30 protein-coding genes are annotated in these 22,363 nt (G+C 58.7%); 7 read left to right on the forward strand and 23 right to left on the reverse strand.

Features of this window, described 5'->3' with window-relative positions; genetic code table 11:
- Positions 1–184: 184 nt before the first annotated feature.
- Positions 185–1,507 (forward strand): sugar porter family MFS transporter, encoded by a 1,323-nt coding sequence (locus tag R5N89_RS05105; protein WP_408887037.1) that lies wholly within the window; start codon positions 185–187, stop codon positions 1,505–1,507.
- Here the strand turns inward: R5N89_RS05105 and R5N89_RS05110 are convergent.
- Positions 1,504–2,181, reverse strand: coding sequence for a PAQR family membrane homeostasis protein TrhA (locus tag R5N89_RS05110; protein ID WP_110569177.1), 678 nt, complete (start codon positions 2,179–2,181; stop codon positions 1,504–1,506). The two genes, R5N89_RS05105 and R5N89_RS05110, sit on opposite strands and share 4 nt — an antisense overlap.
- 305 nt (positions 2,182–2,486) lie before the next feature.
- Between R5N89_RS05110 and R5N89_RS05115 the strand changes: the two genes are divergently transcribed.
- A complete protein-coding gene (locus R5N89_RS05115; RefSeq protein WP_110569176.1) occupies positions 2,487–2,669 on the forward strand; it encodes a hypothetical protein in 183 nt (60 codons plus the stop codon).
- A 29-nt stretch (positions 2,670–2,698) separates the two neighbouring features.
- Here the strand turns inward: R5N89_RS05115 and R5N89_RS05120 are convergent, their stop codons facing one another.
- Positions 2,699–3,508, reverse strand: a complete 810-nt coding sequence (locus tag R5N89_RS05120; RefSeq protein WP_110570284.1) for an IS5 family transposase — start codon at positions 3,506–3,508, stop codon at positions 2,699–2,701.
- A 105-nt stretch (positions 3,509–3,613) separates the two neighbouring features.
- Complete coding sequence (locus tag R5N89_RS05125; RefSeq protein ID WP_110570244.1) at positions 3,614–3,865, reverse strand: hypothetical protein; 252 nt, start codon at positions 3,863–3,865, stop codon at positions 3,614–3,616.
- Between the two features lie 140 nt (positions 3,866–4,005).
- Between R5N89_RS05125 and R5N89_RS05130 the strand changes: the two genes are divergently transcribed.
- Positions 4,006–5,250 (forward strand): DUF2075 domain-containing protein, encoded by a 1,245-nt coding sequence (locus R5N89_RS05130; RefSeq protein ID WP_110570243.1) that lies wholly within the window; start codon positions 4,006–4,008, stop codon positions 5,248–5,250.
- Positions 5,251–5,253: 3 nt separating this feature from the next.
- Here the strand turns inward: R5N89_RS05130 and R5N89_RS05135 are convergent, their stop codons facing one another.
- Together R5N89_RS05135 and R5N89_RS05140 are read right to left on the reverse strand one after the other, a co-directional pair.
- Positions 5,254–5,493 (reverse strand): hypothetical protein, encoded by a 240-nt coding sequence (locus tag R5N89_RS05135; RefSeq protein WP_208624745.1) that lies wholly within the window; start codon positions 5,491–5,493, stop codon positions 5,254–5,256.
- A 120-nt stretch (positions 5,494–5,613) separates the two neighbouring features.
- Complete coding sequence (locus tag R5N89_RS05140) at positions 5,614–5,802, reverse strand: CsbD family protein (RefSeq protein ID WP_110570241.1); 189 nt, start codon at positions 5,800–5,802, stop codon at positions 5,614–5,616.
- A gap of 1,137 nt (positions 5,803–6,939) precedes the next feature.
- Between R5N89_RS05140 and R5N89_RS05145 the strand changes: the two genes are divergently transcribed.
- A complete protein-coding gene (locus R5N89_RS05145) occupies positions 6,940–8,199 on the forward strand; it encodes a peptidoglycan-binding protein (protein ID WP_167400924.1) in 1,260 nt (419 codons plus the stop codon).
- 606 nt (positions 8,200–8,805) lie between these two features.
- Here R5N89_RS05145 and R5N89_RS05150 read toward each other — a convergent pair.
- Both R5N89_RS05150 and R5N89_RS05155 read right to left on the reverse strand, forming a co-directional pair.
- Positions 8,806–9,285: a hypothetical protein gene (locus tag R5N89_RS05150; RefSeq protein WP_110570239.1), complete on the reverse strand. Its 480-nt coding sequence runs from the start codon at positions 9,283–9,285 to the stop codon at positions 8,806–8,808.
- Positions 9,282–9,737: a hypothetical protein gene (locus tag R5N89_RS05155; RefSeq protein ID WP_244192314.1), complete on the reverse strand. Its 456-nt coding sequence runs from the start codon at positions 9,735–9,737 to the stop codon at positions 9,282–9,284. The genes R5N89_RS05150 and R5N89_RS05155 overlap by 4 nt, the downstream gene beginning before the upstream one ends.
- A gap of 563 nt (positions 9,738–10,300) precedes the next feature.
- Between R5N89_RS05155 and R5N89_RS05160 the strand changes: the two genes are divergently transcribed.
- Positions 10,301–10,462 carry a heme NO-binding domain-containing protein gene (locus tag R5N89_RS05160; protein ID WP_244192313.1) on the forward strand — a complete coding sequence of 54 codons (162 nt, stop codon included), beginning with the start codon at positions 10,301–10,303 and terminating at the stop codon, positions 10,460–10,462.
- An 80-nt stretch (positions 10,463–10,542) separates the two neighbouring features.
- Here the strand turns inward: R5N89_RS05160 and istB are convergent, their stop codons facing one another.
- Entirely contained in the window at positions 10,543–11,322 is a 780-nt protein-coding gene (gene istB / locus R5N89_RS05165; protein WP_087609052.1) for an IS21-like element helper ATPase IstB, read from the reverse strand.
- On the reverse strand, positions 11,312–12,835 hold the full coding sequence (gene istA, locus R5N89_RS05170) for an IS21 family transposase (RefSeq protein WP_110570287.1): 1,524 nt from the start codon (positions 12,833–12,835) through the stop codon (positions 11,312–11,314). The genes istB and istA overlap by 11 nt, the downstream gene beginning before the upstream one ends.
- A 172-nt stretch (positions 12,836–13,007) precedes the next feature.
- Between istA and R5N89_RS05175 the strand changes: the two genes are divergently transcribed.
- Complete coding sequence (locus tag R5N89_RS05175; protein WP_146220241.1) at positions 13,008–13,532, forward strand: hypothetical protein; 525 nt, start codon at positions 13,008–13,010, stop codon at positions 13,530–13,532.
- Positions 13,533–13,538: 6 nt separating this feature from the next.
- Here the strand turns inward: R5N89_RS05175 and R5N89_RS05180 are convergent, their stop codons facing one another.
- The 7 genes from R5N89_RS05180 to R5N89_RS05210 form a co-directional block, all read right to left on the reverse strand.
- On the reverse strand, positions 13,539–14,147 hold the full coding sequence (locus tag R5N89_RS05180) for a DUF3164 family protein (protein ID WP_110570253.1): 609 nt from the start codon (positions 14,145–14,147) through the stop codon (positions 13,539–13,541).
- Positions 14,147–14,326 (reverse strand): hypothetical protein, encoded by a 180-nt coding sequence (locus R5N89_RS05185; protein WP_078525185.1) that lies wholly within the window; start codon positions 14,324–14,326, stop codon positions 14,147–14,149. The genes R5N89_RS05180 and R5N89_RS05185 overlap by 1 nt, the downstream gene beginning before the upstream one ends.
- 44 nt (positions 14,327–14,370) lie before the next feature.
- Positions 14,371–15,246 carry a tyrosine-type recombinase/integrase gene (locus R5N89_RS05190; protein ID WP_110570252.1) on the reverse strand — a complete coding sequence of 292 codons (876 nt, stop codon included), beginning with the start codon at positions 15,244–15,246 and terminating at the stop codon, positions 14,371–14,373.
- Positions 15,247–15,393: 147 nt separating this feature from the next.
- Positions 15,394–15,516, reverse strand: coding sequence for a hypothetical protein (locus R5N89_RS05195; protein WP_265001388.1), 123 nt, complete (start codon positions 15,514–15,516; stop codon positions 15,394–15,396).
- Positions 15,513–15,716, reverse strand: a complete 204-nt coding sequence (locus R5N89_RS05200; protein ID WP_146220240.1) for a hypothetical protein — start codon at positions 15,714–15,716, stop codon at positions 15,513–15,515. Before R5N89_RS05200 ends, R5N89_RS05195 begins: the two co-directional genes overlap by 4 nt.
- Positions 15,717–15,863: 147 nt before the next feature.
- On the reverse strand, positions 15,864–16,271 hold the full coding sequence (locus R5N89_RS05205; protein ID WP_110570251.1) for a hypothetical protein: 408 nt from the start codon (positions 16,269–16,271) through the stop codon (positions 15,864–15,866).
- A gap of 113 nt (positions 16,272–16,384) precedes the next feature.
- Complete coding sequence (locus R5N89_RS05210) at positions 16,385–16,930, reverse strand: hypothetical protein (protein WP_244192316.1); 546 nt, start codon at positions 16,928–16,930, stop codon at positions 16,385–16,387.
- A 411-nt stretch (positions 16,931–17,341) separates the two neighbouring features.
- Between R5N89_RS05210 and R5N89_RS05215 the strand changes: the two genes are divergently transcribed.
- The gene (locus R5N89_RS05215) at positions 17,342–17,932 is read left to right on the forward strand and encodes an acetate uptake transporter (protein ID WP_078525177.1); all 591 of its coding nucleotides are present in this window, start codon (positions 17,342–17,344) and stop codon (positions 17,930–17,932) included.
- Between the two features lie 121 nt (positions 17,933–18,053).
- Here the strand turns inward: R5N89_RS05215 and R5N89_RS05220 are convergent, their stop codons facing one another.
- The 7 genes from R5N89_RS05220 to R5N89_RS05250 all read right to left on the reverse strand — a co-directional run bounded on the left by R5N89_RS05220 (position 18,054) and on the right by R5N89_RS05250 (position 22,171).
- Positions 18,054–18,494 (reverse strand): hypothetical protein, encoded by a 441-nt coding sequence (locus R5N89_RS05220; RefSeq protein WP_146220239.1) that lies wholly within the window; start codon positions 18,492–18,494, stop codon positions 18,054–18,056.
- 172 nt (positions 18,495–18,666) lie between these two features.
- On the reverse strand, positions 18,667–20,010 hold the full coding sequence (locus R5N89_RS05225) for an IS1182 family transposase (protein ID WP_233043190.1): 1,344 nt from the start codon (positions 20,008–20,010) through the stop codon (positions 18,667–18,669).
- A gap of 9 nt (positions 20,011–20,019) precedes the next feature.
- Positions 20,020–20,706, reverse strand: a complete 687-nt coding sequence (locus R5N89_RS05230) for a hypothetical protein (protein ID WP_244192228.1) — start codon at positions 20,704–20,706, stop codon at positions 20,020–20,022.
- The gene (locus R5N89_RS05235; protein ID WP_078525173.1) at positions 20,703–20,975 is read right to left on the reverse strand and encodes a hypothetical protein; all 273 of its coding nucleotides are present in this window, start codon (positions 20,973–20,975) and stop codon (positions 20,703–20,705) included. Before R5N89_RS05235 ends, R5N89_RS05230 begins: the two co-directional genes overlap by 4 nt.
- Positions 20,960–21,208 carry a hypothetical protein gene (locus tag R5N89_RS05240; protein ID WP_078525171.1) on the reverse strand — a complete coding sequence of 83 codons (249 nt, stop codon included), beginning with the start codon at positions 21,206–21,208 and terminating at the stop codon, positions 20,960–20,962. Before R5N89_RS05240 ends, R5N89_RS05235 begins: the two co-directional genes overlap by 16 nt.
- A gap of 181 nt (positions 21,209–21,389) precedes the next feature.
- Complete coding sequence (locus tag R5N89_RS05245) at positions 21,390–21,599, reverse strand: hypothetical protein (RefSeq protein ID WP_078525169.1); 210 nt, start codon at positions 21,597–21,599, stop codon at positions 21,390–21,392.
- Positions 21,599–22,171, reverse strand: a complete 573-nt coding sequence (locus R5N89_RS05250; protein WP_078525167.1) for a hypothetical protein — start codon at positions 22,169–22,171, stop codon at positions 21,599–21,601. The genes R5N89_RS05245 and R5N89_RS05250 overlap by 1 nt, the downstream gene beginning before the upstream one ends.
- Between the last annotated feature and the right edge of the window lie 192 nt (positions 22,172–22,363).

Genomic DNA, 22,363 nt, shown 5'->3' on the forward strand with positions numbered 1-22,363 from the left:
TGGATAAAGGACTGTTGCATCGCCTATGAAGGAAGGGTGAGCGGCGCGGTCGATCCGGATGGCGCCGCAGCGCAGGGGATCAAGTCACGTGTCACAGCCCGTATCTTCGTCCATCGTCACGCCATGCCCGCCGCAGGCCTCTCCGCCCGGTGCCACGGGCGCGCGCGCGGCGCTGACCACCGCCATGGCGGGGCTGCTCGTAGGGCTCGATACCGGGCTGATTGCCGAGGCGCTGGGCTTTATCGGCCACGATTTTCATGCAAGTGCCCGCACGCAGGAATGGATCGTGTCGGTGCTGATGATTGGCGCACTGCTCGGCTCGCTCGGGGCGGGGGTGTTCTCGCGCCGCTTTGGCCGCAGGCTGGCGCTGGGGGCCGCCACCTTGCTGATCGGGGCAGGCGCGCTGCTCTGCGCAACGGCCGGGCTGATCGGGCAGATCCTGCTCGGGCGGTTCCTGATCGGGGCGGCGATCGGCATCTGCACCTTTACCGCCCCACTCTACATATCGGAACTGACCACGGGCAAAATGCGCGGCACCATGGTCTCCACCTTTTCCATGCTCCAGTCCTGCGGCATCCTGCTGGGCTATCTGGCGGGCGGCCTGTTTGCGGGCGGAGGGCACTGGCGGCTGATGGTGGGGCTGCCGGTGGTGCCAGCCATGGCGCTGTTTGCCGCATGCGCGCTGCTGCCCTCCAGCCCTTCATGGCTGGCAGCGCGTGGGCGGTTCGAGGAGGCGCGCAAGGTGCTGCGCGACCTGCGTGGCGATGAAGCCGAGGCCGACCGGGAACTTGACTGCATTCGCCACGAACTCGGCGCGGGCAAGGCGGTCGGCGGCTTTGCCCTGTTGCGGACCAGACCGTATTTCCGCCGCTCGGTGGCGCTGGGCATCGGGCTGCAGGTCATGCAGCAGCTCACCGGCATCAACGTGGTGATGTATTACGCCCCCAAGATTCTGGAAGGCGCGCATTTTGGCACGACCGCCGCCGCATGGGCCACCGTGCTGGTCGGGCTGGTCAATGCCGTGGTGGGCATCGGGGCCATCTATCTGGTCTCGCGCTGGGGGCGCAGGCCGCTGCTGGTGTCAAGCTGCATCATCATGGCCTGCGCCCTGGGGGGTGCCGCCGTGATCGAGGGGATGCACCTGCAGGGTCTGGGGGCCACGCTGAGCCTGGTCGCGGCCCTTCTGGTGTTCGTGGCGGGCTTTGGCATGGGGGCGGGGCCGCTGGTGTGGACCCTGTGTTCCGAGATCCAGCCCATCGCGGGGCGTGACTTTGGCGTGGCGTGCTCCACGCTGGCCAACTGGGGCATGGACTGGGCGGTGAGCAACACGTTCCTCACCATTGTCGCGGCACTGGGGGCGGGATGGACCTTTGCCGGGTTCAGCGTGATGAACATCGGCTTCATGCTGTTTACCGTGCTGCTGGTGCCCGAGACGCGCGACGTGCCGTTGGAGGTGATCGAGCAGCACCTTGAGGCAGGCCTGCCCCTGCGCCGCATCGGGCGCTAGAAACCACGCATCGGCCCGTGGCTGTAGTGCAGCAGCATGCAGCCCACCGCCGTCATGTGCGTGCCTGCGCCAAGCACCACCATCACATGCCACAGTGCGTTGGAAAACAGCATGTTCTCGCGCATGTAGAACACGACCCCGATGCTGAAGAAGAACAGCCCGAGCACGATGAGGAAAAAGATCGGGCTGGGCAGCATCCACACCTGCGGGTCAGGACACAGGAAGAAAACCCACGCCACGCACAGGTAAGGCACGACATGAAACCGGCGTGACCAGGTGAAGAAGCACATCTTGGCCATGATGCCTGCCGCAGCCATCGCCCACAGCAACCCGCAGAACCACAGGCTGGCGCGCCCCTGCCCACCGAGCAGGATGAAGGGCGTATAGGTTGCGGCAATGGCTACGAAGATGATGGACTGGTCAATGCGCTGCAACCCGCCCTTCAGCCGGCAGGGCGGGCAGAAATTATAGGCCGCCGATGACAGGCAGGTGCCCAGTATGCCGCCGCAGTACAGCATGGTCACGCCCGCCGCGAGGCCTGAATGCGCCAGCATGGCCGTGTGCAGCAGCCACACGACGCCATAGCCAAGCCCCACGACGCCGATGATATGGACCGCAAGGTCGGCCGCCCGTTCGGCTACGGAATAGATGGGAAAACGCGTACGGGTGCTCATGCGGCGGAAATTACTCCTTCTTTCAGCTCTGGTCCGGTCCTGTAGCGTGAATAAGTCTGTTTCCCCATATGCAGAAGCGTTCAGGCCTGCGTGAAGGCGGCCAGACCCGTGCCGGACATGGCAATGATGCGCGCGTGCCAGGCCCGCGTGCAGGTCTGCTGTCATAGCCTGCGGTCATGTCGCACGCAAAGCCGGGGCCCCTGCGGGCGGGGCTTGCGGGGCAGGGGCTTGTGGCGCACAACGCGCCCGAAATAACAGGGAGAAAGCGGGACATGGCCCGATTATGGCCACTGGCCTAGGTGCTGATGGCGCTGGGGGTAGGGCATTTTGCCTGCGGGCTGGCACTGACGCCGTGGCATATGGCTGCCATGTTGCTGGCGGGGCTGGGCGGCTTTGCGCTGGTATGGGGGCTGTTTCTGGGCGGCCTGATGCTGCTGGCCTATGTCAGCAGCCTGCTTGAGCGCACGGGCAGCAAGATGCGGTGGTAAAGTGGCGGTGCTGCGGCGGCTAGAGGGTGTTATGCACCTTGGGCGAGCATAGCTGCATTTCTAAGCATGAAGCACGCGAACGCAATGACATGGAGACTTGCGAGTGTTGAAGCGTAACGCTCGTAATCTTTGACGAGCCTACGACAACGTGTTGCCCATGCGAAAGATCGCTCGACAACCCATCGGCGCGGCAGCAGCACAAAGCCGCGTTTGGCTTCGGACAACCTGACGACCTCAAGGGCGATCCCCTGGGCCCGTGCTGCCCTGGCAGGCTTCTCGCCGGTATATCCCTGATCGACATAGGCCAGTTCAACGCTCTCGTCCGTCGCGTCCTGAATGGCGGCGGCAAGACGTCCGACTTCGGCGCGATCATCCCGACTGGCTGGTGTGACATGCAGGGCCAGCAGATACCCCAATGTGTCCACGGCCATGTGCAGCTTTGATCCCCTTTTGCGCTTGGCCCCATCATATCCGGCGCGGGAACCGCTTTCCGGCGTCGAACGTAATGTCCGGCTGTCGATAATGGCTGCCGTTGGCTCCGCCCTGCGGCCAGAAGCGATACGCAGCACGGCACGCAGATCAGACACCAACGCGTCAAAACAACCTGCCTCCATCCAGCGACGGGATTGCTGGTAGACCGCCGACCACGGCGGAAGGTCATTCGGCATGGCGCGCCAGGCAATTCCGTAGCGGATCACGTAACGCAATCCATTGAACAGTTCGCGCAATGCGTGATGTCGTTGGTGCGCATCCTCGCGCATCAGAACCAGATACGGGACAACCAGAGACCATTCTTCATCTGATACATCAGAGGGATACGGTTTGCGTGCAGGCGTCATCCCTCATTACTGCACCAATCAGGCACGAAAATACATAACACCCTCTAGTTCCGTACATAAAAAAACAGGGGTTTCCCCCTGTTTCTCGTTGTGGCGCGAGGCCGCTCAGCGCGCGGTGCGCTCGCCGGTCACGTGGGCGCACAGGGCCTGGATTTCAGCTGCGGTCACGCCTTCGGGGTTGTGCTCGGCCTTTTTGGCGATCTCGTGCTCGGTGCCCGAAGCGCGGCCATGTTCCTTGGCCACATGCTGGGCAATGGCGATCACCTCTTCCTTCTGCAGCAGCTTGGGCTCTTTCAGGCCTTTTGCTGCAAGCTTGTGCATGTGTTCGCGGGCGGCGGCGGTGGGTTTGTCGGTCATGGTCAGGCTATCCTGTTAACGTGGCGCGCTCGATGCGCGTAAGGGTGTGTTATAACTTATAGGATGCACGATCTCACATCGTATTTTACATATCAGCTTTGTCCTGCCTGGTACGGGCGGGCATCTTGACGGAACGCCATATGCAAACGCCCGCTTCCCCCGCGCCTGACAGCGCCCTGACCCGCCTTGCGCCCACCGTGGGGCTGACCGGCCCGCAGCAGGCGCTGATGGATGAGGTGCTGGCCTTCTGCCGCGCCCATACTGCCGATGCACATGCGCTGTTCGTGATCGAGGGGGATGCGGGCACCGGCAAGAGCCTGCTGCTCAACACGCTGTTCACCGCCATCCAGCACGCGGCACGCGGCCGGGATGCAGATGACCCGCTGCATGGCAGCCATAACTGCCTGCTGGTCAACCACCCGGAAATGATCAAGCTGTACCGCAATATTTCCGAATCCCAGCCCTGCCTGCGCAAGAAGGATTTCGAGCGGCCAACCACCTTCATCAACCAGATGGCGGGGCAGGGGCGGCGTGCCGATATCGTGCTGGTGGATGAAGCCCATCTGCTGCTGACCCGAAGCGATGCCTATAACCGCTTCCGCCAGGATAACCAGCTGGCCGAGATCATCCGCCATGCCCGCATCGTGGTGATCGTGTTCGATGCGAGGCAGGTGCTCAAATTCAAAAGCCTGTGGACCGATGAGCGCCTGCGCGCGCTCGTGGCGGGTTATCCGGTCGTGATCCGCAGGCTTGAGCAGCAGTTCCGCATGCAGGCCCATGCGGATGTGATGGACTGGGTCCGCGCCCTGCGTGATGGCTGCCTGCGTGCGCTACCGGCGCCGCAGCCCTTTGATTTTCGTATTTATGATGATGCGCAGGCTTTGTACGAGGCCATATGCCAGCGCAACGCGCAGTACGGGCTGTGCCGCATGCTGGCGACCTATGATTATCCCTACACCCTGAACGGGCAGGACCATTTCATTACCGAGGGGCGTTTTCACCTGCGCTGGGACCGCGCCATGCCGCAGGCCCGCCTGCCATGGGCGGAACGGGCGGATACGATTGATGAGGTAGGTTCGGTCTATACCATTCAGGGTTTTGACCTGAACTATGCGGGCGTGATCCTTGGCCCATCCGTAACCTATGACCCGGCCACCGACCGGATCGTGATCGACCCCACCCGCTACGAGGATCGCGCCGCCTTTACCGGGCGCGACGGGGTGGAGAACCCGCCCGCGGTCATGGCGCGGATCATCCTCAACTCCATCAACGTGCTCATGACACGCGGGGTGAGGGGGCTTTATATCTATGCAAGCGATCCCCGCCTGCATGCACGGCTCAATGCCTTATGGAACGCGCGGCAGGCTGTTCCCGCCGCGCCGTAGGCGTCAGCCCTTCTGGCCGAGGCGCTGGAGGTAGGGCAGGATTTCGGAGCCGGATTCAATGGCGTGGCCGAGAACGGTCTCGACGAGTGTTGCAAGCCCCTGCGCATCAAGCCGCGCGAGGGTCACGCTCAGGTCATGCTTGTCGGCATCGGAAAGCTGGGGGGACTGGATGATGCGCCGTTCGATCGCCGCCTTCATGGCGTCGGTGGTGAAGGGCATGTCGATAATCTGGTCTTTGCTCATGGCCATAAATTTCCTGCATGGATAAAAGGAACAGGCCATGGTACGGGTTGCCGGTTTTCCGGCAACCACCCTGCACGCGATGCGGTTATGCGTTTGCTATTACAGGTGCCGGGCAGGTTTTCAGCCCTGTTCCGGCTGGTCCATGCTGGCCATGCGGTGCAGGCGCGCCGTTTGCGAAAAGCCACGCATTTCCTGTGCAATGCCCTGACGCTCCAGCCGCCGCAGGCCCGTGGCATAGCCAATTTCCTGCTTGAGCTGGCCGAGCAGCATGTTGGTGCGACCGCGGAGCATCGTCTTGAAACGATCCATGTCACATCTCCCCAAAAAGATTCATAGAGCAATGCTGCGTTAAACGCATGTCAGATAACAACACGATGCATGAACGAATGCAACGCTTAATGCATACCTGACAGACATTTAATGCATGAATGGAGGGGGGCTTGCGTGAGACCTATGGGCGCGGATTGGGGCAGAGGAAACGTGTGAAACACGGCTTTAAAAAAACAGATAGGTTTGAGGGCTGCTTTCCCTGTTTCCGGCAATCATATTTTATAAATTATGGAGAGTAGAATAGTAATATTAGAAAGTGATGTTATTGCGATATGTAAATAAATTGTTAGAAATTTTGAGGTGCGAGAATTTTTATCGGGGAAGTTCAAGAAAAAATCATTAAAACATACGACACTTGCTGTGGATACGGGCATTGGATTTGGTTGGATGAGACCCTCACGTGAAGTTATCGTTTACTTTTTCCTTTATTTATAGAGTAAGCAGGCAATGTCTCTATGTAAAAAACATTAGGACGACAAATGGTTGCGTCGATCATATTATTTTAAATAATTATAAGTTACATCAATATTATTACAGAGTTTACGAAATATACATCGCGCTTTATTCAGGTCAGGGCAGGGTTTATACGCAATAATAGGTCTGGTGAACCATATTGGAGAGACATTCCTGAACGTCCAGGCATTATTGAGCGCGTGCTCATGCAGGGGATTTCTTTATTTGAAAAACATGATGATTTTTCAAGAGAAAAAATATGTTGGAGTCTCTGCCAGCAAAATACAGGGTATCTTCATCTGGCAGATGTCAGGAATATGAAAAAAGCAAAGGCGTTATGTTATGTATCACCCGGTACGTGCTTGGAGATAGTGCGATTGAACAGACGGTTATTATCCAACCCGATTGCATGCCCGGTTCGATTGCCCTGCTTTCAATGCCAGTCAGGGCAAAGTGAACAGGCTCCGCATGCCTGAAACAGGCGGCTGGATATGGCAGTCATACGACCATAAAAAGCGTCAGGCTCAGCAGGTTGCTTGCGCGCTTTATTGACCGGACTTATTGTACAGGCAGGTCTTTTCCAGTGCTGTCTTAATATTTTCTTAAAAATAAGGTCTTCCCATGCGCGTTTCTGGCTGGTTGAGCGGCAGTTTTCTGCCTGTCATGCTCCTTTGGGCACCGGCTTTTGCCGCCCCGGCCTACCATCCCGGCTTTGCCTGCCCCCGGCCCGATGGGGCCGATGTTCTGGCTACGGCGCTCTGTGCCGATCCGGTCATGGCAAAAGCTGAACTCGACCTTGAAAAAGTGTTTTATGCCCATCGTGCGCAGGAAGGGGCGGGGGCCTATCCGGCCATCAAGGCGCAGGCTGTTGCCTATGACACGGCACTGCGTAATGCCTGCGCCATTCCGGCAGCGGGTACGCCGGGGGCGGTCCTGCCATCGGGGGCGGCTTCATGCTACGTAAAAGTAACGGAGCAGCAGGCCGGGGAGTGGGCAAAATCCCTCAGCGGGCCTTATGCGCAGGAGGCCGCGCGCGATATCGACCTGCATATCGCCCTACAGCAGAAGCTCATCAATGCCGGATATTCATCCTCTCCCATGGACAGGGCTGATGGAATTTATGGTGATGCCACGCGCACGGCCATCAAAAGCTGGCAGGCTGCCTATGGAGATAGCCAGACCGGTGCGATTACGGATGATGAAGTGCCCCATGTTCAGAAACTCGGCGTCTCGCGTGCCGTGCGGTGGGCCAATCGATCGCCCGAGCCCTCCCTGAGCAGCGATACGGGTGCGCCGCCGCTCCTGCGCATCTTCCAGTTGGACATGCTCGGCATCCAGCGGCCCTTTCTCGAGCAGCTTACAGGGCCCGCCAAATACGTGAACCATTATGCGGACAAGACCACGGCCTATACTTACATCGTCAAGGCCTGCGAACTGACAGCCTATGAACAGGGCGACCAGATTCAGGGCTATGGGCTGAAGGTGACCCCGGCATGCTCGGTGCCGTTGACGCCGTTCATCCAGAATTCGACCCCTACGGTGGCCGAACTGACAATGGGCGACATAAGTGCCGCGCTGAACGGTATCGCCAGGCCTGTTTCCGATTGTCTTGAAAGTTGTGGCAATGCAACTGATCCTGATATCGGGCTCATGGAGCAGGGATCGCATGCCGAGGATTACGTGAATGTTGAGGTCTATGCCCCGGTGATGGATGAACTGGCCCTCAATGCCTCTTCAAACTGGGTGGATGTGCTCAGGAAGCATGAAACCGATGACTACATTCTCAATGGCAGGTTCAATTGCGATGGCAAATATGCCGCCGAAGGGCTGCACGCCATGCGTGACGTGCCGGTGAAGCAGCTTTTTGTGGGCAGGGGCGCATCGGGCACTGGCCAGTACATCAATGGGCAGTGCGGTCAGTAAAAAACCGGCATGCTCTGCGCCGGGCTTCAGCATGTTTTACAGGTCGCCGCAATAAAAGCCATGAGTGGTGACCATAGGCAAAAATGGTTGCGGGATTGTTCATCAATCCCGCGAAGCTTCATCTGGAGCAAATGATTTTTTTTAATTGTTCAGGACAACCCAGTGGCCATCAACCTTCTTCATCGGCACGGGGAGTTCATTGAGGCTGCCCTCCGCGTTCTTCAGCGTAACCGTGCAGTTATAGGCCGAGAAATCAATCCCCTGAACTAATCTGGCATTTACTATCCACGACCTCGATCTTCATGCTCTTTGGCATCATCGGGTTGGAGCCGCCAAGGAGTTGCTGGCTCAGGTCGTTCTCGGTGTTCATGCACTGCTGGCGTGATCTGCCAACCCCCTTTGGCAGACTGGATGACTGTGCACAGACGTCTGCATTATGATGCAAAAGCGGCGTCATCGAGCGGGTTGTGCAGCATCTGGCTGCTGACCATACCAACGAATATAGGATGGTCTACGGCATTCCGCCGACATGGCCTTCACGACCTGGAAGAATATTCCTGATCCGCTTCTACTGAGTGTCGCTCAGACCATACCGTATCAACCTGATCACGCCTGCTTCTGCTCGGTCTGCCCGAGCAAGGCAATCAGGCCAGATGCCACCATAAGCTGCAACGGGCGCAGACGCAGGAAAAAACGCGGCAGCCTGTGCCCGCGCGCCAGATATAGGTCACCGCCCAGCGTGGCCAGCATGCCAGGTGTGGCCAGACGCCACGCGGCCTGCGGCGATAAAATCATGATGCCCAGCCCCATGAAGTGCATGGCCAGGAAAATGACCGGGTCGGACAGTTGCGGCCCCCGCGGGTTATAAAAACTCGCCCCTCGGTGTACTCCGCCAAAAAAGCAGAATAGTCCTGCCACCCACATGCGCGCGAACCGGAGCACGAAGGGCACAAGCGGCCGGGGCACCATCCGCACGCCCACCAGACACACCCCGAGCATAAGCACGGCAGCCCAGCCCAGCAGGCCGCCCTCCAGCGGGGTGCGGGTGGCGGTGGCTTCGCATCCGTCATGTATCCGTACTGTCATGGTCGGGCAGCCCCCGTATCCGCCCTGCGGCTGCCCAGCGCCATGCCGAGGACCATTGAGAGATAGACCAGCGCCATCCTGCGCGGCGACATGACCAGTTCCCACCCGGGTGTAAAGCGCTTTGGCGTGGCCTTGTAATCTACCATATAAGCAACCGGCCCGAGGGCTGCGGTAACAGCCAGCCTGCGCATAAGGCCCGGCTGCCTGCCCAGTGCCCTGTCATACAGCCATGCCCAGAACATGGTGGCGGCGGTGTTGGTGGCGAGCCCCACAAGCGTGACCCGCCCGCCTGTCCGGTCCATATGGGCGGCCTTGTCACCATAAAGCCAGTGCGCGGTGCAGTTTATGCCCGGACCATACGCGCCCGTCTGCCTGCGGCCCTGCAGCATGGCCATGCCCGATGACATGACAGATCCCAAAAGGGTGATCTTGAGTATGCGCGGTATTGCCATGAAACGATGCCCCTGAACTGCGCGTGACGAAAATGCCATAAGTTGTCTTATAGCCAACGCAGCCCTGTCCGCCTTGTTTCCATCAGCCAGCCTCGCTTGACCGCGGGCAGCATCTGCCCGGCGATGGGAAAGGGCGGCGACAGATACGCGGGGCCTTTCAGTAAACAGGTCTCCCGACCTGCTTCAGGATGTCTGCCTTTTATTCGTCTTCTTCAACCATCACTCAGACTACATTTGGGTCGTCTAATTTATTTTCTTGGAGAGGAGGAAAATATGCTGCAAATTATGTTATTACGAGTTCATAACACATATTTTTTATATGAATAAATGACAGGTTTATTTATTGCAATAATGAATGTGATGGTTCGAAATTTTAGAGAAAACCGCGAATTCTTAGTGTACTTGCGCGGCATATGCTCAGCATACGATTTTCTGGATTTCTGAAAATCGATTAGGTATGCACAAAACGCATATGAGACATAAAGTGACATCAGAATGCATCGTTATTATATATCCGCGATACATCTTTAAAATTCATATATATTACAAGAGGTTGTAAAATAATGAAGGGTATCGTTTTTAATATTCTGGAAGAGGTCGTGGAAAAGAACCACGGCGCGGAAGCATGGGATACCCTGCTGGAGGCCGCCAATGTCAGCGGCGCCTATACTTCGCTGGGCAGCTACCCCGATGCCGAAATGCAGGCGCTGGTAGTAGCGTGTTGATTTTCACTGAGAACTGACCCGGGTTTTTCATCAGGAATTGACCCAGCCAGATGCTATTTCAGGCATAGTGAGGCGGGCGGTCAAGAAGAGGATCTGTCCTTTTTGTTTTTTGACGCGGCGGTGCTGGCGCGGAACCTGTAGCTGTCATTTCCTGTCTCGAGGATATGACAGTGATGGGTCAGCCGATCGAGGAGCGCCGTCGTCATCTTCGGGTCACCAAAGACATCACCCCATTCACTGAAGCTGAGATTGGTTGTGATGATGACACTGGTGCGCTCGTAGAGGCGGCTGAGCAGATGGAACAGCAGGGCGCCCCCTGATGCACTGAAGGGGAGATAACCGAGTTCATCAAGGATCACGAGATCCAGGCGGAGCAGCCTGTCGGCAATCTGCCCGGCCCGGTTGGCGATCTTTTCCTGTTCGAGCGCATTGACCAGGTCGACCGTTGACCAGAAGCGCGCCTTCTTGCGGTGATGGGTGATCGCCTGGATGGCCAGCGCGGTCGCCAGGTGGGTTTTCCCGGTTCCCGGGCCACCGATCAGCACGACATTTTCAGCACGCTCGATGAAGTCCCCGCCATGGAGCTGGCGGATCATGGGCTCGTTGACCTGCGTATCGGCAAAGGAGAACCCGGACAGGTCCTTGTAGGCGGGGAACCGGGCGGTCTTTGTCTGGTAGGCGATGGAGCGGACTTCGCGTTCGGCCAGTTCCGCCTTCAGGAGCTGCGAGAGGATGGGGATGGCCGCCTCGAAGGCGGGCGCGCCCTGCTCGATGAGGTCGGCCGTGGCCTGGGCCATGCCATACATCCGCAATCCACGGAGCATGACGACAAGTGAAGCAGCAGCAGGATCATGACGCATGGCGGCTGTCCCTTCGCAGGATGTCATACCGCCCTGTATCGGCGCACGGTTCGTGTGCGAGCACCAGGGCCTGTGGGGCATCAAGCCGGGGAACCACGGTTCTCTTGGCATCGATCAGGCGATGAAGCGTATTGAGAACATGGGTCTTGGTCGCCACGCCGTCTTCAAGTGCCAGTTCAACCGCGCAGAGGACAGCCTGCTCATCATGCTGCAGCACAAGGGCCAGGATTTCAGCCATTTCCCGGTCGCCTCCAGGCCGCCTGAGCAGTTGATCCTGCAGGGTCCGGAAGGCGGCTGGCAATTCGGTAAACGGCGCGCCATTGCGCAGGGCGCCCGGTTTGCGCTGGATGACCGCCAGATAATGCCGCCAGTCATACACCGTGCGGCCTGGCACACCATGCGAACGCGTGATGATCCGGTCATGCACGCACAGAACCTGCCCTTCGGCGATAATGCGTAGCCTGTCGGGATAAACCCGCAGGCTGACCGGACGATTGGCAAAGGAGGCCGGCACGCTGTAGCGATTGCCTTCGAACTGGATCAGGCAGGTTGGTGAGACGCGCTTGGTCTGTTCGACAAACCCGTCAAAGGGCCGCCCCGGGATCATGAGGTGGGGACGTTCGCTGGCATGGACCTCGGAGACGCTGTGCGGCAATTCAGCATGCTGCAGCCGTTCCCAACAGTCCAGGCAGCGGGCTTCCAGCCAGGCGTTCAGCGCCCCCAGATCAGGAAAGGCAGGCAGATCCTGCCAGATCTGGCGCCGGGCATCCTGCACGGTCTTCTCGATCTGCCCTTTCTCCCATCCGGCTGCCGGATTGCAGAAGGTCGCCTCGAACAGATAATGGCTGGCCAGGGCCATGAAGCGCAGATTGACCTGACGTGCCTTGCCCGACCCAATCCGGTCCACGGCGGTCTTCATGTTGTCAAAAATACCCCGCCGCGGCACGCCACCGAGCACGCGGAAGGCCTCGGTAAGCGCATCGAAAAGCATCTCGTGGGTCTGCAGGGGATAGGCCCTGAGTATGAAGGCCCGGCTGAAGGACAGTTTGGTGTGGGCAACCTGCAGCTTGACGCGATGCCCGGCAATCACCGCCCAGTCCTCGCCCCAGTCGAACTGGAAGGCTTCCCCGGGCTGGAAGCACAGGGGCACGAAAACACCCCGACCCGTTGTCTGGCGTGCCTGGCGCTGTTCGTGTTTCCACTGCCGGATGAAAGCGGCCACCCGTCCGTAGGACCCATCATAACCCAGCGCCACAAGGTCTTCATGCAGTCGTCGCGCCGTGCGCCGGTTCTTGCGGGGGCGAGCGGCTTCCAGGACCAGCCATCCCCTCAGCCTGTCAGCAAACGGGTCCAGTCGGCTGGGACGTTCGGGAACCTGAAACCGTGGTTCAATACTCTGTGCCCGGAGATATTTCCGGATCGTATTGCGTGACAGTCCCGTCCGGCGTTCGATCTCGCGGATCGGAAGATGATCCCGGCAGTGCCACCGACGGATCACACTCAGAAGCTCCATGTCAATCACTCCTCAAACCCCCAGCAGATGCTGCCGGGGAGTGTGAAGGCATGGGTCAAATCTCGATGAAAATTTCCGCCCTACCCGGGTCAGTTCTCAGTGAAAATCAACAATTAAGCCGATAACTGAATGCATTCCCGGCGTAATAGGTGCATTTCGAGATACGTTCGGCATGTATGTCGGTGACCCAATAAAGGCTGCTCGTCAAAAGAAAAACCTGGAACGTATTGCGTTTATGGTAAAAGATATCGTCGGGAATCGGACTCTGGATGAAAATATGTCTCAGACAGTTGCTGAATCTGTTCTTGAAGCTGCAAAAGATCAGGATAGAGAGCCGCTTCAAGCAATATGGGCCTCGCTTCTGGCTCGAATAGCTTTAGGTCAAGCAAAAAACATTCGAATCGATTACTTTGAAACCCTAAAAAAATTTGAGCCAATAGACGCTATAACATTTGAAGTTTTATCAAAGCAGGCACTTGTTGGACGAGTATTTCCTGTCGATATGAACGGATGGAAAAGCGTCATAGATGATATTCGACATAAGGCTGAAGTGGATCAGGATGATGTATATATTTCGTTGGAAGCTTTAGTTCAGATGGACTGTGCTCAACGGCACCCAAGCCATAGTCTTCCCATGATAGGCATATCACGAAGAGGCGGAAAAATTTATCAGGCTATCCAACCTCCTCAAGCTTAAGGGAAATTAAGCACGAGCAATATCGAGCGGCACCTGCCGGAAATCATTATCCGGCAGGTCGCGCTCATGAAAACGGATGTAGGCCTTGGTTGCATCAATACGGATGCTGTCCGAAATGGCTTGCATCGCGCACTCCCATTCTGCGTCCTCAATGTTCAATCGGCGCAACCCAAGGATCTTGTCCGTGCGGATCTTGCCCTCTTTGCCGACCTCGAATGCATCCGTCACGATGACCTTAAGGTTCGCATCAGCGCCTTCCGACCAACGCCCCAAACAGCTATCGATCAAAGACTTGGCCGCCTGCAATTCCGGGCCAAACGAAATGGAATCGCCTATGGCAATAGTGATCCGCTTGCGACCGTCGAAGCTGGTCAGAGTAATGTTGCCCTTTTGGCCGCCATACGTGGTGCCATATTGCTCGGTAATGAGTGCGAGAGCGGTGTGGATTAGGTCGAAGGTCTCATCACGAAACCCTTTCAGACCCTCACGTATGGTCCGGGCTTTATCAAACCGTTCCACTACCAAGTCGTTCACCATCAGCTCCTGAGGCTTAACCTTGTCACGCGGGACCAGGCGGCCAGCGGAATCCTGCATGTAACCGTCAGGCATGCCCATCACGCGGCCTCCCGCTGCGCACGACGCATGTTGCTCGCGCATTCTGCCGCGCGGTCGCTGGCCCAGATGCGGACACCAGGGCGACGGTCACGGCCCGCGATGCGACGATAATGTGCGGCGGCGCGTTCCCATACGGTAACATCCGTTGCGGGCTGGCGCGGCTTGCGGCTCGGCTTCATGAGGCTTCCTTGCTTCACAGGTGAGGGGACCGGCGCGCGTGGCGCTACAGGTCCAGAAATTTCCCAGCGCCCGCGCCTTCGCGTGCGTGGCTGTATCGTGTTGTGGTGGCCAGCGATGTGTGGCCCAGCTGCTGCTGCACCACATGCGCTGGTGCGCCGTTGTCCTGCATATGACTGGCGTATGCGTGGCGCAGCCAGTGCGCGGAAACCTGCCCGGGCAGGCCCGCGCGCTTCGCGGCCCGCTTAACGGAGCGGTGGACCGCATCGACGCTAAGCGGACCGCCATCGTGGCCGGGGACCATCGGCGCTTCTGGCCGACTATCAACACGCAGCGCCACGATTTCCTTCCACACCTTGGCGGGGATCTCGACAGTTCTGTTCTTGCCGCCCTTGCCAAACACATGGGCGACGCCGCCCTGCTGGCGGCGCTTGAGGTCTTTCCACCGCACGGCGCAAAGCTCGGATATGCGCAGGCCGGTGGCATACAGCACGCGCAGCATGGTGCGCCTGCGCGGGTCCGTTTCCCCATCAATGAGGTCTCGCACCTGTTCCTGCGTGAGGATCCGCTCATGCAGGCTATCGCGCATCTTCGGCACGCGGACGGCAGGCCCCACATCGCGGGGCAGCATCTCCATGGCAGCGCCGTAGGACAGCAGCGACTTGACGGCCATCAGCTTGCGCCGTCGTGTCGCATCGGCTCCCGTCAGGCTGTCGAACCAGTTCTGCAGGTCGGGCGCAGTCACTTCCGGCAGGGTCTTGCCCACATGCGCAAGGAAGGCGCGGACATCGCTCTCATAGGCCCGGCGGGTGTTCTCGCCACGGTTATGGAGCCATGTCTTGATCAGCAGATTGTCGGCCGAGTTCTGAGGGGCTTTTGGGGCCTCATCAGTGGACGGCATGGCGCGGTCTCCGCTAACCATATGATTTCATTATAAAACAGGGTGGTTGATCCCCCCTGAAATCCGCGTGATAACTGGTGTTATCTTGCGGCGATCAGGCCCCTGTCAGGGGTTATCTTGCGGATGCCAGATCAGGACATGCCAGATAACTTTGAGTTATCCTTGCGGCTATCGGGCACGCCATGCGGCAACACACAGCATGGGTTGCGCCACGATCCATCCCGCGAGAATGAGCAGATCAAAGAACCGGATGACCGGCATTGCGTTCAGTTCATGGATCAGATCGGTCATTTCACGGCCGCCTTGCGCTTCGCGGGAACTGCTTTTCGTCGATGGACCTGCCGCCGGTTACGGGCCTGTAAATAGGCGACAGCGGGCTTGGAACAGATCCATGCAAACACGAGCATCGCAATCACTAGAAAGCGCCATGCGCTCAGATCATTCATCGCTTGTACCGATAGAAGCAGTGAGATAAAATGTGCCAGTTTCATCCTCTGGTCCGTGCAGGGGTGGAACAGAAGGCCGTCGGTGTGTCAGCACCGGCGGTCTTCGCGTATCGAGCCCGTTAGGCTCCAATGCAGTTGACCTTATTGATCTTCATGCACCTCTTTCAGGGAGAAGGATTTCCCCCTGGGCTGTCATCCCAGCGAAGGCGCGCCAACGCGCCGCCCGCGACTGCCCATCATCGGCCCGAAGGCCAGCGTCGATTTAACCAGGCCGGCAGGCATCCGCTCACTCTCGCGAGCCAGTGCCTCACGCCTGATGGCGGCGAGAATGCCTTCCATGGCCTTGGGCAGCATCCGCCCGGCAAAGCGCTGTCCACCACGTCGCACCCAGTGGCTGTCCCAGCAGCGAGCGACTGCATCATGGTAAAGCACTTGGGCAGCCAGCGTGCCGATCCCGATATCTGCGCGGTGGCGCGGGAAGGGGTTCCATTCCAGCGGCACAAGAAGCAGGCGAGATTCAGTCGTGGTTACGACAACGCCGTGCCGGTGACCGCGCACGACAATATCGCCGCGCGACAGGGTCGGCAGCTGTTCTTCCATCTGATGGCTCTATGTTGGGAGCGCCCGAGCGGGCATAAAAAAAGCGTGGCGTCCATTCTCTGGACCCACGCATAACGATAGTTTGCCATAAATGACTTAAAAGCGGTGGCACGTCAACCTTTCCATAAAGGCCCCGGCATCCCGTCATAATGCTCGGTCAACTGCTCCAGCAGGAAACATAGCGCGCCAGAGGTGTTGCGCTTGTCCTGGTGCAAATGGCTGGCGATGTCATTGAGGGAAAGCCCCTCAATCATCAGCAGCACCAGCAGCTGCTCTCCACGCGCCCCAATGCGCTGGCGGATGTAGTCGCGGCGTGCGGCGGACCCCATGCGCCCGATCATGGCATCATGAATATCCCCCCGTTTTGCACCGTGTTCCATTTCGGGATCGGTTCCACCCAGCACGCCGATTTCGTAATCGGTTGCCCAGAACTGGGCAGCGCTGACCTGCCCCTCGGTAATCGCGCGCGAGCGCAGCAGGCCATACAGCCCGGCGCACCGGCGCCAGACTTCGACAGGACGGGATTTCTTGGTGAGCGCAATATCCACCAGCGCAAGGTCATGGTGGGCGATACGTGTTTCCGACGGCTTGAAAGCGGGCCGGAATGTAGACTGAACGGGCGATGGTACCCGACGACGGGAAAGGGCGGCGACAGACACGCGGGGCCTTTCAGTAAACAGGTCTCCCGACGTCATCGTCTCTTTGCGGAACCTGCAACACCGGGGAGCAGGCAGGATCGATCAGCGGCCGGGAAGTAGCATTATTATAACCGCGTTTTTTACATAGGTCAGTAGCCATTTAGCTTTTAGGGACGCTTCGTCAGTTCATCGGGCATCTCATTCATGGTCGTGGCATTTGATTGAAGATGTAGGTCGCACTGGTTTAAAGTTGTGCAGATATTTTGCGTATTTTTTCTTAGGCTACTCTTTTAAATCGATAATAATTGTTTGCATGGTGTACCGTATACCGGGGTTTTTGCAGAGCTTTTTAAGCCATATTTTAATATGCCGCAGACACTGTCCCGTGACATGTTTTGTCATGATTTATCTACCAGGGAATGGAAACGCGGCATGACCCACAATTCGACTAAAGCCGATCCGGGCCCGCTTGGGCTGATGGGGTTTGGTATGACGACTGTCCTGCTTAACCTGCATAACGCCCATATCGTCCCGATGGGCGCAGCCATTCTTGCAATGGGCCTGGTGTTTGGGGGCGCAACGCAATTTGTCGCGGGCCTTCTGGAATATGCAAACAGCAATACCTTTGGCATGACAGCGTTTATGTCCTATGGCGCGTTCTGGCTGTCGCTTGTCGTACTGTTGTTCCTGCCCCACTGGGGGCTTGCGCCTGCATCTTCGCCCGCCCTGATGGGCAGTTACCTGCTAATGTGGGGCCTGTTCACCGCTATCATGACGATCGGAACACTTCGCGCCTCGCGTATGCACCAAGTGGTGTTTGCCACTCTGACGCTGTTGTTTGTCCTGCTAGGCTGTGCGGAAATCTTTGAACAGCCGATCCTGACAATTGTAGCGGGATATGAAGGTCTCTTTTGTGGCTTTAGTGCTATCTGTCTCGCAGCGATGGAACTTCTTGCAGATCAGTCCGCACATGCCGAGGTGCCTGTCGGCGTGGCAGGCGTGCCGACCGAGGTTGCAGCCTGAAGAGAAATTTTAACAACGATTTTGAAAAATTATGCATTGTTTCCAAAGATCGGAAACGTATGAGATGAATGAAACAGGCGGATATGGCTCTTGCTAGTCAGCGAGTAGTGCCAACGCCTTTTCATGCCGCCACGTCCTGCGGGCGGTAGGCGGTCAGATAGGCCTCAAGGGTCAGTTCTGTGGTGGGGCGGCCGCGCTTGGCTGCCATATCGGCCCATTGCTGCTTGGCGCGACCGTAATCCCCCAGTTCCTGCATCAGCGCGGACCATGCCCGGTGATCCTCCATCAGATCCGCGCGGGCCTGCTTCTCCCAGTCCTGCATGACTGGCGATGGCGCGGGCTCGGGCAGGTCAGCCGAGATCTGGTGCTGCGCCCATGCGGCCCGCACCGGTTTGTCGAAGCAGCCGGCATGTTGCGGTATTTCGCGGTTCTGGTGCATCGCGGCCGTATGGTCGGCCACGGCCTGGACGATCACCGGCTCGGGTATGCCAGCCTGTAGCCATTTGCGGACAATGCCCGTATGTCGCCGCGTGCTGTCCTTGGGGAAGCATGCCGCTTCCATGACGGTCCGCACGGCCCGGTCGAGGGTGGCGTCATCGATGACGGCCTCGACCTGGGCAAAACCGGTTTCGGCAGATTCAGATATAGATGAATTAATTTCCTTATCTTTATCTATATCTAGCAGCCTGTCGGGTTGGGCATTTTGCGGCTGATAACGCCAAGGCTGACCTGGCTTATGCTGCCTGAAGCCGCGCCATTCTTTTACAGTTGTATGCGAGAGCAACGAGTGTCCATTCGGTCGTGACTTTTGCAAGGCCACGCAGGCTGAATTTTCTGAAGCCCATGATGCTTTTGATAATTCCAAAGACCGGCTCCACGGTCTGTTTTCGTCGTCTGTAAAGATCTCCGGCTTCTGTAGTTTCCAGCCTGTCCTTCATGGCAAGCCGCCAGGGTTCGGTTATCCGGCGTGGCTCCCTTTCTGCGGGCCGGGGTCGGAAGTCGTAAGGTCTGCGGGCACAGGGCCGTCCAATGGCGACCAGCGGATCAATGCCCTTTTCCCGCAGTTTCCGGACCGCCTGCCCGCTGGCGTAACCGGTATCGGCGAGCACTGTCTTTGGGAGACCGATTGTGTCTTCCATCGACAGCACCGTGTCGGCAAAGGACGGCGCATCCGCTGATGTGGCGACAACGTCGGTTGTCACGATCAACTGGCTGCCTTCGGCGCACACCACGGCCTGGGCATTGTAAGCCTGCCGGAACTCGTGGGCGTCCGAACGCCGCATGAGGCGGCTGTCGGGATCGGTCAGACTGATCTGTCGGTCGGGTGGTGGTTCATCATCGGGCGGTTTGGGCGCCCGGCCGCGACGCCCTGTTTTCGCATCATAAGCGGCTTTCTTCTTCTCGTAGGCCGGTCGCGCCGTTTCAGCCTGCGCCTTCGCATCAGCTTCCAGCCGGGCGCAGGCTTCGTCCAGCTTCGCTTTCAGCGTTTCCCGCCGGGCAAGCTCTTCCGGCAATGCCTGCGGATCTCTGTCTGTGACGTCCGCATGCTCCGCCTGGTCCATCAGTTTCGCGATATCCACAGCCAGCTGTTCGCGCAGCGCCCTGATCCGGTCGTAGCGCACCGAACGGTATTTCGATGCGTCAGCATCGATTTTCGTGCCGTCGATCGACACCACGCCCAGACGCAGCAGACCCGTCTCGCGCGCCAGAAGCAGGACCTGCGCAAATGCAGCTTCAATGGCTGTCCGGTTCGTCCGGCGGAAGGTCGCAATCGTATCATGATCCGGATGCAGGTTCGCCGCCACGAATCGCACCCCGATGTCGCGATATGTCGCCCGCTCGATCCGGCGTGAGGAAAACAACCCGTTCGCATAGCTGAAGATCAGAAGGGCCAGCATCAGGCGCGGATGATACTGCGCCTTGCCTCCCGTGCGCACTGGCACGCAGAACGCACTCATCGGAACCCGCTCAACGGCGGCTACAATGAAATGCGCCATATCATCAGCAGGAAGCCACGACTTCAGATCAGGCGGCAGAAGATACGGCTGAGACCGGTCAAACGGGATGAAGCTGCTCATCACACCACCTTACAATCGCCCCCCTTCACAGGGTACCCCAACCCGACAGGCTGCTAGGGAAACCTCAGAACCCAAAACCGAAACCGAACCCCCGGAAACCGAAAACCGGTTTTGGTTTAGGTTTCGGTTTTTTGCTTCCGCCGGAGCGGGCAGGGATACCATGAGCGGGATGTTGCGCTGGCGGGTGGCGGCTTCGGCTTCCTGCGCGCGGCGGATCCTCGCCTGCTCGGCATTCTCCGTTTTGCGCGGCCTGCCACCCTTTCCACCATTGATCTTGGCATGGTGGCCCCGCAGCGTATCATCAGCCGGGATGATACCCGCCGCCTGGGCAGCCTCGAACCGGCGCAGGTTCTCCTCACGCTCGGCACGCTTTCGCGCACGCTCCTGCCGCCGTATCTCGCGCTGCAGCAGGTGGGGGCTGTATAGCGCGCCCTCATCATCCCGCGCGGCGAAGCCCCATTGCTCGATCAGGGGCAGCGTACGGGCCAGCGTGACCGGGTTTTCGCATATGAACGCTGCAATCTCGTCATCGGACAGCATGTGTGTGCCACTGCGCATCACCACCATCCGGTTGGCCTTGAGCGTGTCGAACAGCGAATGCGCCACGCCACGCGCCTCGGCAGGCATGGTGCGGATCAGTGTCCAGGCTGGCACGGCACCGGCATCAAAATCGGCAACTGTAGGCAGGCAGGTCATGCATCACCTTCCTTGTTCTGGGGCGTGCATTCATGAGGGCAGTCAGCGCACCGAGCGCGCATGCGCTCCAGTTCATCCAGCGCCTGGCGCAATGCCTGCCGGTTCGCCGTGAAATGCGTGACAATGCCAGTCAGGCCGTCAGGCAGCGCATAGATCCGGGTCAGGAACAGGCTCAGGGATGGGAAGCAGCTGCCACGGTCCAGCCGCAGGCCAAAGCCGCGCCCAAAGTCGAAAGAGATGCCCCGTGGCAGTTTTATTCGTTTGGGCATTGTTGCTTGCCTTCATCCACCAGACGGAAAATTTCGTCGCGCAGCTCGTCGCACTCGATCATCAGTTTCATCAGTTCTTCGCCACGCGGGGCGGAGACACCATCCAGCCAGTTGCGCACGGTGCGCGGGCTGGTATCGATCCGGCCGGCAAGCAGCTTGGCGCCGTTACGGATCCGCCCGTACTGGCGCATCAGCACGCCCCGGACCGTGTCGCGGTAAACGGCGGCCGTCATGAAATGAATCTTTTGAGTAAAAATTGACCAATTCTTTCCCACCCTTTTCCTCCATGATCTCTCTCAGCAGCGAGTGAGAACTGGTTCGGGTAGGAGAGAGGTCTATATGCAGCAGCGCGTGCCCCAGCCATCGCGGGTGACGGACGGGGCATGCGCTGCGACAGACCTGATGATGCCTGCTTCATGCTGACACCTCATCCTGTGCAGGCACGTCCTGACCGGCATCGCCAACAGGGGCCGCAAACACGCGCGCCGCATGCTCACCACACCACACACGACGCACGCACGCAGGCCGCCCGCAGAACGCGGGCTGCACGCCATGACGCACATCTCCCTCGATCCGCTGGCAGGTTGCGCTGCCGGTCATGGCAGTGGGTGAACGGCGGGTCATCAGGCTGTAGCAGCCGTGGCGGGGCGCCACGACACGCACGGGAAGTCGTGCCGGTCATAATGGACAACGCAGAGCCACCCACGGCAGTAAAGATTGCGCATCTCCCGCGTGATACCGTCACAAGCAATCTGCAGGGCAAACGTCTCGAATGGGTTTTTATTGGGGGGAAAATCCCATCCAGCGCCCAGAAAGCCATTTTCAATGACGATACGCTTCACTTTCAGGCCGAGCATGGCTGCCTTCGCCAGAGCTTCTTCGACTTTCCGCTTTTCCCCATCGGCGTCATAGGGGGCCTTCGCTGCCGTAGCCGCCCGCAGCATGGCCTCGGGTACGCGGAACCTACCACCAATAATCCGAGCATTCAGGACGCCCACATCAGCTGCTGCTGCAGGCTCATCATCCACAGCAGCCACTTCGCCAGTCAGGATGTAATCCCCAAACGCGTCTGCATGTTCGATGATGTCGTCAGCGTCATACTGGATGCAGGCCGCATCCGCGTGTCTGATGGCCATCTCAAGGCACTGCGCGCGCCTGGTCTTCGGGTTCAGCCAGAAATCGTCTTTCTTGCCCATCGGGTTTGCTTCCAGTTCAGATTGTGGAGGGGAACGGGGCACGCACCGGCTCGACCGCATAAGCGGGAACCCTCGGTGCATATGTCTGGCCTGCAGGCGCATAGGCACCCTTGCGGGCCGACCGATTGTCCGACCGGCCCGCTTGGTCCACCATGGTTGTTGCAACACACACCATGGAGGAACTCGTGTACT

The organism is Komagataeibacter sucrofermentans DSM 15973, assembly GCF_040581405.1.
GTDB lineage: Bacteria > Pseudomonadota > Alphaproteobacteria > Acetobacterales > Acetobacteraceae > Komagataeibacter > Komagataeibacter sucrofermentans.